An 11,859-nucleotide genomic window follows, 5' to 3' on the forward strand; every position below is an offset into this window, starting at 1 on the left:
GTTTCTCCAAGCTGCCCCCATGCCGGTGTGGTGCTCTGCGCGATCATCCGGTCCGGGATGGTTGCTGAACCACATGCCCCTCCGTCACGGGCTTTTTTTGGTCTGAAATCAAACGGATGGAGGGATGAAGACTCAGATCGAAGAGGCCCGGGAGGGGACCATCACCCCCCGGATGGAAGCGGTCGCAGCGGCCGAAGGGATCGAGGCCGAAGACCTCCGCTACTCCGTCGCCGCCGGCGAAGCCGTTATTATGATTCGAGGATCATGCTCGGTCGGCATCGGCCGCGGGCTGCGGACAAAGGTCAACGTCAACCTCGGGACCTCGACCTCCCGGGTTCGCCCCGAAGAGGAGGTCGAGAAGGCCCGGATCGCCGGGCTGCACGGCGCGGACACCATCACCGACCTCTCCACCGGGGGCGATATCACGGCGATCCGGCGGGCGATCTCTGCCGCCACCACCCTCCCGATCACCACGGTGCCGGTCTACCAGGCCGCCGCCGAGATCGGCGTCGAGAGCATGACCGCAGCGGATATCCTTGCCACCATACGGCGTCAGGCAGAGGAGGGTGTCTCCTCGTTCGTCCTCCACGCCGTCAGCAGGGAGATGATCGACGCCGCCTGGGACGGGGAGCGGATTATGGGCGTTGTCTCGAAGGGAGGGTCGATCACTGCCGCCTACATGCTCACCCACGACGCCGAGAACCCTTTCGTCGAACACTTCGATGAGATCCTCGCCATCCTCCGGGAGCACGATATCGTCCTCTCCCTGGGCAACACGATGCGGAGCGGGTGCATCCACGACGAGATGGACGAGGCCCAGAAGGGCGAGATGCGCTGGAACGCACGGCTTGCCGCCTACGCCCATGAACACGGCGTCCAGACGATCGTCGAGGGGCTCGGCGGCCATGTCAGGGCCGACCGGATCCCCGTCTACCTCCGGCGCTACCGGGAGCACTCTCCCGCACCGCTGTTTGTCGCCGGCCCCCTCCCCACCGATACCGCCGTCGGCTACGACCATATCGCCGGGTGCGTCGGCGCAAGCATCGCAAGCGGCGCAGGCGCCGATTACCTCTGCTACCTCACCCCGGCCGAACACCTCGGCCTCCCGACCCCCGACCAGGTCAGGGAGGGGCTCATCGCCTTCAAGATCGCCGCCCACATCGGCGACTCGATCAAGTACGGCATGGACGACGAGGACCTCGCCCTCGCCCGTTCCCGCTCCCACCTCGATTGGGACGGGCAGGTCGCCCATGCCATCGATCCGGAGACCGCACGGGCTCTCGCCCCCGAACCAGGGCCGTGCACGATGTGCGGGGACTTCTGTGCGGTCGCCCTGATGAAGCGGCTCAGGGAGGAGAGGTGAGGGTGGGGGCATTTTCTCCCCCTCTCCCTGAACGATCGCTCTGAGTTATAGGATATTCGGGCCGAGGGAGGCAAAATTTAGACGAGCAGGATTTCGTCGCGCCTACTGCATCGATTCTCAATTACCGGCACTTTCACCGGAGGAGATCATCGATCGTGTTTCGCACCAACCGGGAGCTTGCGTCCCCGGGCACGGATTTTCCCGGATATCCCCATGCACCGTCCCTCCCCCGGAGGGGGCGGGGGCTTTGAGGCGGAACGTCGGGTACCCGCCTGCGGGGAGGGAGAAAACCCCCTCCCCGGTTCCCTCCCCCCGGGGCGATACCCACCTCACCCAGGGTTTATGTGGTGGCAGGTGTCTCTTCCCTCCGGTGTATGATGATGAACATCTCCCGGCTGAAGTACAGGGTCGAGGTCCTCGGCGACCACGACGAGATCAAGCGCTACGGGCCGTTCAACGAGCAGAAAGCACGGGAATTCTTCGAGGTCGAGGAGAGCCTCGGCGGGACAGCCCGGATTACACGGCTGGAGAAAGGGATCCGGGAGATGTGGAAGGTTATCGCTGAGTGCGGGAACTGGGGCGACCACGAGAGAGGGCCTCATGAAGAGAAAAGAGTGGAGTTACAGGTGCAGTGATAGGCCTTCACCCGGGTATCTCGCTGCCTCACCTCCGCGGCCTCATCCCGGCGGCCGAGAAGACCTCCTCCACCCCTACCCGCTCCATCATCTCGCCGAGCCGTTCGCCCAGCAGTGCGTTCTCCCTGAAGTAATCGAGCAACTTCGTGATGGTATCAAGGATCTCTTCTTCAGCGACCAGCCCGTCGGCCTCGGTGCCGACGCGGAGCACCCTGCCCGACCTCCCGCCGAGGAAGAGGCGCAGTCCCTCCGAAGCAACACCGACCGCACCTTGTGGACAGACTGCAACACAGTCGCCGCACCCGATGCAGGTCTCCCCCGAGAAGAGGACCTTGCCGCCCACGACCCGGACGGCTCCCTCCCGGCAGACCTTCTCGCACGCCCCGCAGCCTTCGCACTCATCGGCAAAGAGGGGGTACCGTCTCCCCGCTATCCCGATATCGTTGAGCTGAACCCTTGTGCAGTTGTTCGGGCACCCTGCAACGGAGATCTTCAGTTTCCGGGGGAGGTCGCATCCCCCGTATCGCTCCTCGATCGCCCGGGCGAGCCCCTGGGTGTCGTAACACCCGTGCCTGCAGACAGTGCCCTTGCAGGCGACGACCGACCGGAGGGTCGCCCCGGTGCTCCCGGGCTCTATCCCGGCCTCCCGGAGCCGTTCTGCAACCTCCCCCGCGTCCCGCCGGTCGATGCCGGGGAGTTCCACGTTGAGCCGGGCCGTCATCCCGACCGTACCGTCCCCGAACTCCTTTGCGATCCGGGATACCGCCGCCATCTGCGGCGCGGTCATCACGCCGGCGAGGACCTTCCCCCGGACGGCGATCTTTCCCTTCTCCCGGAGGCGGATGACCCCCGGATTCCGGGTCTTCTTTATGTCGGTCATATTCCGGCTGAGTGGTATGGCGGGATTCCAGGTTAAATCATCCCTGCGGGAGACGCAAACCGCATATACCCGGGACCCCGATAGCGGGGCGTGAACCTCATCCTGCAGGCGTGCGACGTCCTCCTCTGGGCAGGGCTCCTCAAAGGACTGCAGATGGCTCTCTGGCCCCGGCTCCGCCCGGCACTCGGGGACTACGCCTACCCGGCGGCCTACCCCGCCTCCCTCCTCCTCTTCGCCCTCGCGACCTGGTACTGCGGCCTCTTCCGCGTCCCGGTCGCTCTCGCTCTCCTCGTCTTCCTTGTCCTCGGGGTATGGGGCATCCGGCGGGGCGACTACCGGATCCGCGAGATCCGGGGGCTCCTCTCCTGGGACGCGGTCTTTCTCGTCGGGTTCCTCTTCGCGCTCGCCGTCAGGTTCACGAATCCAGTCATCGGCTACTTCAGCGAACAGTACATGAACCACGCCTTCATCGCGAGCATCATCCGCGAACCCGTCGTGCCGCCGCTCGATCCCTGGTTTGCAGGCGGGCACCTCACCGTCTACTACTACCTCGGCCACTGGCTGATGGGTTCGCTCGCCATCGTCACCGGCACACCCTCAGAGGTGGCCTTCAACCTTGTCCCGGGGACGGTCTACGGGACGGCGTTTGTCATGCTCTACGCCCTCGGCCACCTCATCCTTCCCCGGTGGCGGTGGCTCCCCCTCGCGGTCCTCCTCCTCGTCCCTCCCTCAGTCGTCTGGTTCCTCGCCACGGGCGCCGGGATCTATTCGGCCTTCCAGGAGACCAACTGGATCATCCCCGGCGGTCGCGTCGAGTTCCCGGTCTTCTCCCTCTTCCTCGGGAACGTCCACGCCTTCGAGATAGCGGTCTTCAACCAGGTCTTCCTCATCTTCCTCCTCGGGTTTATCTGGTGCCGGTGGCGCAGGCTCGACGCGCGGGGGCGGTTCGGCCTCACCCTCCTTCTCGGCCTCTCCGTCGGCTCGATGCCGCTCCTCTCCTCCTGGGACGCCCTCGTCCACGCCCCCGCCGTCGCGCTCTTCCTCCTCGTGCTCCTCCTCTCCGACCGCGACCGCTCCACGTTTGCCGCCGCCGTGGCGGTCCCTATCGTCGCCTTCTCCGCCTACCTCCCCTACTACCTTGACCTCGAGCCCGCGGGCGTGGGCGGGATCGGGTGGGGCCTCCCTCCCACCGATCCGCTTGCCTTCCTCGCGGTCTGGGGCGGGTTCTTGGCGATCGTCTACGCCGCCGTTGCCCCCGGTATCCGGCGGGTTCCGGTGGCGCTCGCTGTAGCCGTCCCTCCCCTCGCCGCGGGCTACACCGCACTCGCTGTCCTCCTGGTGCCGCTCGCCTACCTCCTTCTCCGGCGGGAGCGATCGTTTGCCGACCTCCTCTGCATCGCTGGGCTCCTGGTGCTCGCTCTCTCCGAGGTCTTCTACCTCCAGGAGATGCTCGGGGGCGACTACAGCCGGTTCAACACCGTCTTCAAGTTCTACTTCGACGCCTGGATCCTGCTCGGCACCGGGGCACTCCTCCTCGCCGGAGGATGGCTTGCCGGGCGCCGATCGGTCCTCCCGGAAGCGGCACGGAAAGGCGCTGCCGTCGTTGTAGCCGTCGCTCTCGTCGCCGCCCCGGTCGCCCTCAACATCGATATCGGCCGGGGGCTCCTCGGGATCGACTACCCCCCTGCGGGCTACCACACCCTGGACGGCTTCGCCTACCTCGAGGCCACGCGGCCGGGGGAGGCCGCGGCGATCGACTATCTCCGGACGCTCGACGGCGATCACCTGATCGTCGAGGCGGAGAACGGCGATTACGGCTACTACTCGAGGATCTCGTCCTTTACCGGCATCCCGACGATCCTCGGGCAGATCGGCCACGAACTGACCTGGCGGGGGAACGGAGCGTGGTACACCGGTCGCCCGGCGGAGATCCGGGCGATCTACGAGGATCCCGAACGGACTCTTGCGCTGATGGAGAAGTACAACGCGACCCTCCTCTACGTCGGCGAGCCCGAGCGCGAGCGCTACGACGTCCGGCTGCCGGACCGGGGGCTCCGTCTCGTCTACGACGAGGGCGGGGTCCGGATCTACGAATGGATCGGGTAACCTTTATGCCTCCCGGCTCCCTGGTGGGGCTCATGGCACGAACAACCGTAATCACGGCGTCCGTCGCGGGGGTGCGGGCGTGACCCCGGAAGCGGCCCGCGCCGCGGAGAGGGCGACGGTCGCGATCGCGGCCGAGAACTTCGGCTTCAGTACGGAGGCGATCACGGTCCCGGCGGGAGCGGAGGTGACGATCGAGTTCGACAACCGGGATGACGGGGTTCCGCACAACGTCGCGGTCTACACGGACTCTTCGGCGGCTGAGGCGATCTTCGTCGGCGAGATCGTTACCGGCCCGACCCGGACGACCTACATCTTCACGGCGCCCGAGACCCCGGGGAACTACTTCTTCCGGTGCGACGTCCATCCCTCGATGCACGGGGCGTTCATCGTGGCGTAGGGAGGGACCACCCTCCTTCGCTTAATTTTTCTGCCCGGTCTTTGTCTTGATACGCAGGTCGTAGTTCCTCTGTATGCTGTATGCTATCGCGAAGAGTGCCGGGACGACGACTGCACACATCACTGCATCGTGGAGATACCAGGGCAGGCCCAGTCTCCCGATGATCACGGCTGCCACCGCGAATGCGGGCATATGGAAGAGGTACACCCCGTATGCGGCATACGAGACCACCACAATCCCTGCTCCCCGACCCCGGAACCCCGCTCCAAACCGGGAGCATGTGACGCCCGACCGCGCCGCGACGATGCCCGCAACGAAGAAGAAGTAGTACTGGAGGAGGCGGACATCGACTATGTTGAGGGTGAGGTGCAGGGCCGCAAGGAGAGCAAAGATACCCCCGGAGATGAGGATTGTGCCTATCGTTGTCCTCGAAAACATGATGATCGCCGGGTAGAGGAGGTAGAGCAGAACGATAAACCCGATAAACCAGAGCGTGAAGACCGGGTCTGTGAATGCCGGTGCGAGCAAGACCTGCAGGCAGAATGCGTTGATCAGCCACTCGATGAGGGAGAGATCTAGCGGAGGGAAGAACCTGAGGACCTGGAAGCAGATGAAGAACGTTGCCAGCGCGACGACGTAGAGCGGGTAGACCCGAAGCACCCGCTTTCTGTAGAACCTGATGATCTCTTCCCGGGTTCTGATGACACTGTTGTTTGCGTAGATCGTGTAGCCGGACACAAACGTGAACCCGGCAAGCGCCAGGGATGAGAGGAGCGCGATCAAGCCATGGTGGCCGGTGAAGGGATGGTACACGAGGTAGTTGTAGAGATGGATGAAGACGATGAGCAGGATTGCACCAGCCTTAACGCCGTCCAGAACAATTATCCGGTTCATGAGCTCCTCCTGATGAAGAGATAACCGGTAAGAGGATGAGTTTTTCGATTCAGGGTTAGAGAGCGGCGCCCGCGATGATCGCCATGGCGTAAACGATCACCGTTGCATGCATGAGCGGGAGCGCCCGCATCGCCGCCTCCGGGCTCTTCCCTCTATGGGCGATGTAATTCGCCGCTCCGAGGAGGACGAGTCCCGCGGCGAACCCGGCGAGCGTTACCGGTCCGAGCGCGAGGCCGAAGACGACCGCCATCGCGGCATGGACGGCCGAGAAGCCGAGAACCCAGGTGGTTGCGCCCTTCATCCCGTAGAGGACCGGAATTGTCGCCATTCCCCGGGCGCGGTCGTTTGCGATATCGGCTATGTCGTTGGCCCCGAGGTGCGCAAGCGTCCAGGGGTAGAAGAAGAGGAAGAAGAGGAGAGCGGTCGCGTCCGGGTTCCCGTACACCAGATAGCCGGCGACGGGGAAGAGGGCGAAGTCCGTCCGCCCGACCATCTGGGCGAGGGGGATGGTCTGGTTGCGCTTCTTCGTCTGGTAGAAGTACTCGACCAGGTAAGAGTAGCCCATGATCCCGAGGACGTAGAGGTTGTGCGGCGAAGGCAGAGTCACGGCGAGCGCGGCCGCGAGGCCGGCGAGGACGAGAAAGACGGCGAGTGCCGCTCTCGGGGAGAGTTTTCCCGCCGGGATCGGCCGCTCGCCGAACGGCCGCCAGTAGCGGGTGAGCGAGCCGTCAACATCTCTCCTGTCATACTCCCGGTCGATGTAGTCGTTCAGGACGAGCCCGGCCGTAAACCCGAAGAGCCCGATCAGCGCCGCCCGGCCGACGAGTACCCACGAGAACCCGCCGTAGGTCTCAAACGCGAGCGCCAGCCCCGAGCAGAAGAGCAGGGGCCAGACGAAGAAGAAGTGGGCCCGGGTCAGGTCCGCGAGCGCCGCGAGGGTCTCTCTCATGATCGATGTCATGAACTCCACGTTTTGGTTTAAAAAGCGTTGCAGGTCCTGCCCGGGATATGCCCGCGGACCCCCCGGTCCATGCTTCTTTCCGGAGATTTGTACAGATCCGAACTCATTTCGGGTGAAGATCATCTCTCCCGAACACCTTACCGGATATACCGGGAAGAGGTGGTCATGAAGATGAAAGACAGGCACGAGAAGTTGCAGGGTTTTTCTCTCCGGATAAAACGGCGGAACTTCTGTTCAGGGGTGTTTTGAGATGAGCAGCGGCGCTTCGATCCGCGGTGTCCGGGACCCGGAGGCGGTCCGGGAGTTCGTCCGGCGCCTCTCCGGCCCGGACCCGGAACGGAGGAAGGAACCACGGTCCGGGTAGCCCGGGCCGAACCTGCCTCCGGAGGGTTTTGGATTTAGCGATGATCCGAACAGTTCTCTCGTTTTCAGGACAAAACCGAAGAGAATGCGGGGAGAGTACATACCTCCCGAACGACACACAGGATATGTGGCGGCGGAGTCCGCCGGGAGACAAAAAAGGGATGAAGCCGGAGAAAGCAGCCCCGCGGGGGGGCGGAGAACCCGGCGGGCTTCTTGCCGTGATCGCGCGGTTCGAGACGGGTGACGGCTGCCCGGCACTCTCCGGCCCGGAGTTCCTCCGGATCGTTCCTCCCTCCGGGGAAACCTATCCGGCATCGAACCATGCAGCCCGAAATCCTGGAGGTGATCCGGTGTAGCCGTTCGCTGAAATCGGCATTCTCCCGGGTTTTCACGCGGGTCAGGGGATGAAATCCTCATGGTAGAGCCTCACTCTGTACAACGTACCAGATCCAACCATCATCATCCGATAAACGACTCTTTTTCGAATTCCCGTGAGACTGAGACATACTACAGGGTGAATGGGACCCTGTTATATGTCTCGTCGAGCGCATCGGATTCCCACGAAGGAACGTGTGCCGCTGCTCGTCATGGAACCGGCTGTCTTTCGGCTCTTCCTCGTTTTCCGAAATCTCTTCGGAGAACTCCTGTTTTTCCGAAGAGTCTTCGGCTCTGGTTGATTACGGCCGAACTGAATACCCGTTTTACGAGAGATGCAACCGGCTGACCCGGCCCCGAACGAACGCGCCCGGGTTGTTGGGGTCGAAGGCGGGCAGTGTCGCTTCCGGCACCTCGCGCTGGAAGGGCTTGCCGGAGGATGCATCGTTACCGGACTCTCCGGCCGATTCGATCCGGTCGTCGTCCGGATTAGCGATGAGACGCACGTCCTCGGCCGGGGGACGGCGCAGAAAATTCAGGTACGTGCGGTGTAATTTCGTGAAAAGATTGTCGGAACGGGAGTATGGTGAATCCGGATTGGTCTGGGAGATTTGCTCCGCCCTACTCGCCGGCATTCCTTCTCCTGCCGTTTACGCCGGTGCTCGTCTACATCCTCGTCATCAGGAGATCCGACGAGGCATAAAGTGGGCAGGGTTCTTCTGCCGTTTGCCGCCCTGGTGTTCTGCCGGGGCGCTCTCGCCCATATGCCCGGCACCGGTGCGGCGCCCGGAGCGGATTCCGGCTACGCCGTCCTTCTGAAAGGCGGCGGGAATGAGGAGATCCCGGTTTGTGCTCTGATGGTATGCACCGGGAACAGATTACGTTCCACCAAGCTGATGGAATGCTGATACGGGTTCATCCCGAAAAGATCATATCGTTGCCGTATGAAACATATGTGTCGTATGAGACGCCGGGGATGTGCAGGAAACCTCAGCAGGAGGGCCGAGGATTACCTCGAGGCCATCCTCAACGTCACGCTGGAGAAAGGGTACGCCCGCACCAAGGACGTGGCGTGCGAGCTGGAGATCAGCCCGTCGACAGTCGTGGAGATGTTCCAGAAACTTGACGGTATGGGCCTTGTCGAGTACCGGCGCTACGAAGGAGTGGTGCTCTCGCCTTCGGGGCGCGAGGTTGCCGAGGCCGTCAAATTCCGTCACGATACCTTGAAGGAGTTCCTGATGGCCATCAACGTCCCGGAGAAGATTGCCGATTCCGACGCCTGCTCTATGGAGCACGAACTCCATCCCTCGACGATCCAGCAGATCCGGTTGTTGCTGGAAGCACTTCAACTGGATCCCGGGATCTCTGAGCGTATCCGGCGGAATACGCCCAGACAGGAGGAGCAGTCCGCGTGACTCCTGTTCTCGCCGCGATAGCGGTTTACCTCCTTATAAACGCCGTTGCATTCTTTGCATACTACCGCGACAAACGGTCGGCAAAACGCTCGGCGTGGAGGACGCCGGAGAAGACGCTCCTCGTCATCGCGCTCTTCGGGCCGTTTGGGGCATTCGGCGCGATGCATGCCTTCCGGCACAAGACGCAGAAGCCGCTCTTTCGGCTCGTGCCTTTCTTCCTCTGCCTGCACCTCGTGCTCGCCGCCGCGCTCATCACGGGTCTCGTGTGACCCCTCATCAATGAATGAGGGTTTACCTGATGACAAAGGTATAATCAATCCGTTGTCTCACCATATCGTATGGCGTACGAGTACGGGCCGCTCTCCCGCCCGCTCAGGGAGACCCTCGCGGCGTTGCAGGACGGGCTCATGCGCGAGTACCGCCGGGAGTACCTGCCTGCACACCGGCGTTCGGCCCGGCGATCGCGGCGGCTCCGGCGGATACGGGGATGGTGCAGGGCGACCGGCCGCCTGGCGGAGCAGGCCGCTCGTGTGACGGAGCGCACCCTCCCCCGGATCGAGCAGGAGACCGGGCATGCCTTCCGGAGCCCGGACGGGCTTGCCCGGGTTCTGATGGCCCCCTCTACAAAACGGCTCTTTTCGGAGATCCTCGCCGGGTTCCCTGAAGACGTGCTCCCGCTCCGTGCAAACGACCTGGCAATGCTCGGGAAATTCGCCGACGACGCCCACGCCCTTGCGCTCATCGGCGACGTCACCCTGCGGCTGAAGGTCCTCTCCGGTGAAGACGCCGGGGCGGCAGGCCTCGCGGCTCTCTCCGACCGGTGGGGCCTTTTCGAGAGCCGGATCGGTTCCGGGCCCCGCTGCCCTCCGGATGGCGAGAACCTCGAGCAGGAGAAGGAGACCCTTGCCCGGGCGGTTCTCGGCCTCATCTACGTCGAAGGGGGTACCGATGCGTTGCGGGCGGTGGTGCCGCTCCTTGCCCACGATCGGGACGGATAGGGATCGGACAAAGGCTATATACCCGCCCTTCCCATCCCGCGGCGGGAGACTCGTCCATGGATACCCGTGCCCTCCGCGACTTCATCCGGCTCGGCCGGTTCCCCTTCCTCCTCTCGGGTTTTATCCCGTTCACCGCCGGGGCGCTCCTCGCGTCTCTCCTCGGGGCGCGGTTCACCCCGGCGCAGTTTCTCGTCGGTTACGCGGCGATGGCCGCGGCGCACCTCTCCGTCCACTACAGCAACGACTACTTCGATACCGACGCCGACCGGTTCGTCGAGACGACCCCGATATCCGGGGGGAGCGGCGTCCTCGCCGTCAACCCCGGCCTGAAGCCCGCCGCGTTCCGGGCAGCGGTCGTCCTGATGGCGGTCTCGATCCTGATCGGGTACCTCTTCGTGACCGTCTATGACTACCCGTTTGTCTTCCTCGTCTTCGGTGTAGCGGGGAACCTGCTCGGCTGGTTCTACACGGCCCCGCCGATTGCGCTTGCCTACCGTAACCTCGGCGAAGTCACGAACATGATCACCTTCGGCCTCCTGATGCCGGGGGCGGGCTACTTTGTCGCGATGGGAACGCTGGATGCCGCCTTCTTCGCGTTCGCCGTCCCGCTCTCCCTCTACGGGCTCGTCTTCATCACGAGCGTTGAGATCCCCGACCGGGAAGGCGACATCGCCGGGGAGAAGCGGACGCTCATCGTCCGAAGAGGCCGGATCTTCGGTTTTTCGCTCATCGCCCTCGCGGCGTCCCTCGCGACCGCGGCGCTCGCCGTCTTCGCCCTCACCGGCTTCTTCGCACCCGTGGATTTCCGGCCGGTGGCGCTCTTCTCTCTTATCCCGCTCGGGATTGCTCTGTGGGGCTTCTCGAACCGGTGCACCGAACGAGCACCCGCCCTCCGGTATGCCACCGCGAATATCGTGGGCTACTTCCTCTTCCAGGGGCTTGTTGTCCTCTATTTTATCCTCGCGGCCTCTCGTGCCTGACCCGGCCGAACCTCCACCGTCCGGTCGAAGGGGACCTCGAAGGTCGTAATGCCGAAGTCGAGGACCCCCGACCCCGTCACCCGGAGCGTGACCTCCCCGTCCGCGAGACCCCGGAGGAGCCCCTGCACCAGCCGCAGGTTATCGACGGTCACCGGGATGGAGACTGCCGTCTCGGCGTTGGGCTGGATCGCAAACCCTCCCCGCTCCCCGTGTGCGAGGAAGACCCATCGTCCGCCGTCGATAAAGTAGACATCGAACGAGACCCGGGTTAGGGTGGCACCGATGGGGTTGGGGTTGTCGATGATGAAGTGGGGCAAGAGATCGGTGCTCCCCGGGGTGATGTTCTCTATCCCGACCCCGCTGAGGGTGATGGTCGGCTCCTGGAGCGCGGGAGCCATACAACCGGCGCTGCAGAGCAGGACGGCGATAAGGAGGGTGACGGCGGTGCGCCGTATCCCCCCTGCCGGGATAGAGGTCTGCCGCGACATCCCG

General features: G+C 63.9%; 15 protein-coding genes. 11 read left to right on the forward strand and 4 right to left on the reverse strand.

Features of this window, described 5'->3' with window-relative positions; all coding sequences use genetic code 11:
• The first annotated feature begins 124 nt into the window (after positions 1-124).
• Complete coding sequence (gene thiC / locus L21_RS03915) at positions 125-1,363, forward strand: phosphomethylpyrimidine synthase ThiC (protein WP_074369197.1); 1,239 nt, start codon at positions 125-127, stop codon at positions 1,361-1,363.
• Between the two features lie 374 nt (positions 1,364-1,737).
• Positions 1,738-1,998, forward strand: coding sequence for a hypothetical protein (locus L21_RS03920; RefSeq protein ID WP_256712240.1), 261 nt, complete (start codon positions 1,738-1,740; stop codon positions 1,996-1,998).
• A 28-nt stretch (positions 1,999-2,026) separates the two neighbouring features.
• On the opposite strand, the gene L21_RS03925 is transcribed toward L21_RS03920, so the two are convergent.
• Positions 2,027-2,878, reverse strand: coding sequence for a 4Fe-4S dicluster domain-containing protein (locus L21_RS03925; RefSeq protein ID WP_074369198.1), 852 nt, complete (start codon positions 2,876-2,878; stop codon positions 2,027-2,029).
• Between the two features lie 90 nt (positions 2,879-2,968).
• Here L21_RS03925 and L21_RS03930 point away from each other — a divergent pair, with 90 nt between their 5' ends.
• The gene (locus L21_RS03930) at positions 2,969-4,984 is read left to right on the forward strand and encodes a DUF2298 domain-containing protein (RefSeq protein WP_074369199.1); all 2,016 of its coding nucleotides are present in this window, start codon (positions 2,969-2,971) and stop codon (positions 4,982-4,984) included.
• A 79-nt stretch (positions 4,985-5,063) separates the two neighbouring features.
• Positions 5,064-5,381 carry a cupredoxin domain-containing protein gene (locus tag L21_RS03935; protein WP_083608772.1) on the forward strand — a complete coding sequence of 106 codons (318 nt, stop codon included), beginning with the start codon at positions 5,064-5,066 and terminating at the stop codon, positions 5,379-5,381.
• A 21-nt stretch (positions 5,382-5,402) separates the two neighbouring features.
• On the opposite strand, the gene L21_RS03940 is transcribed toward L21_RS03935, so the two are convergent.
• On the reverse strand, positions 5,403-6,275 hold the full coding sequence (locus L21_RS03940; RefSeq protein WP_074369200.1) for an acyltransferase family protein: 873 nt from the start codon (positions 6,273-6,275) through the stop codon (positions 5,403-5,405).
• A 55-nt stretch (positions 6,276-6,330) separates the two neighbouring features.
• On the reverse strand, positions 6,331-7,224 hold the full coding sequence (locus L21_RS03945) for a UbiA family prenyltransferase (protein ID WP_074369252.1): 894 nt from the start codon (positions 7,222-7,224) through the stop codon (positions 6,331-6,333).
• Positions 7,225-7,760: 536 nt separating this feature from the next.
• Between L21_RS03945 and L21_RS03955 the strand changes: the two genes are divergently transcribed.
• The 7 genes from L21_RS03955 (at position 7,761) to L21_RS03985 (ending at position 11,367) form a co-directional block, all read left to right on the forward strand.
• Complete coding sequence (locus tag L21_RS03955) at positions 7,761-7,955, forward strand: hypothetical protein (protein ID WP_074369202.1); 195 nt, start codon at positions 7,761-7,763, stop codon at positions 7,953-7,955.
• Between the two features lie 354 nt (positions 7,956-8,309).
• The gene (locus tag L21_RS03960; RefSeq protein ID WP_074369203.1) at positions 8,310-8,528 is read left to right on the forward strand and encodes a FeoA family protein; all 219 of its coding nucleotides are present in this window, start codon (positions 8,310-8,312) and stop codon (positions 8,526-8,528) included.
• 150 nt (positions 8,529-8,678) lie between these two features.
• Entirely contained in the window at positions 8,679-8,882 is a 204-nt protein-coding gene (locus tag L21_RS03965) for a hypothetical protein (protein ID WP_074369204.1), read from the forward strand.
• 54 nt (positions 8,883-8,936) lie between these two features.
• Positions 8,937-9,389, forward strand: a complete 453-nt coding sequence (locus tag L21_RS03970) for a metal-dependent transcriptional regulator (RefSeq protein ID WP_256712243.1) — start codon at positions 8,937-8,939, stop codon at positions 9,387-9,389.
• A complete protein-coding gene (locus L21_RS03975) occupies positions 9,386-9,658 on the forward strand; it encodes a DUF1294 domain-containing protein (RefSeq protein ID WP_074369206.1) in 273 nt (90 codons plus the stop codon). Before L21_RS03970 ends, L21_RS03975 begins: the two co-directional genes overlap by 4 nt.
• Before the next feature lie 69 nt (positions 9,659-9,727).
• Entirely contained in the window at positions 9,728-10,387 is a 660-nt protein-coding gene (locus tag L21_RS03980) for a hypothetical protein (protein ID WP_074369207.1), read from the forward strand.
• Positions 10,388-10,443: 56 nt separating this feature from the next.
• The gene (locus L21_RS03985) at positions 10,444-11,367 is read left to right on the forward strand and encodes a prenyltransferase (protein WP_074369208.1); all 924 of its coding nucleotides are present in this window, start codon (positions 10,444-10,446) and stop codon (positions 11,365-11,367) included.
• Here the strand turns inward: L21_RS03985 and L21_RS03990 are convergent.
• Entirely contained in the window at positions 11,337-11,855 is a 519-nt protein-coding gene (locus L21_RS03990; protein WP_074369209.1) for an LEA/WHy family protein, read from the reverse strand. The genes L21_RS03985 and L21_RS03990 overlap by 31 nt on opposite strands.
• Positions 11,856-11,859: the final 4 nt, after the last annotated feature.

Source organism: Methanoculleus chikugoensis (assembly GCF_900095385.1).
Lineage (GTDB): Archaea > Halobacteriota > Methanomicrobia > Methanomicrobiales > Methanoculleaceae > Methanoculleus > Methanoculleus chikugoensis_A.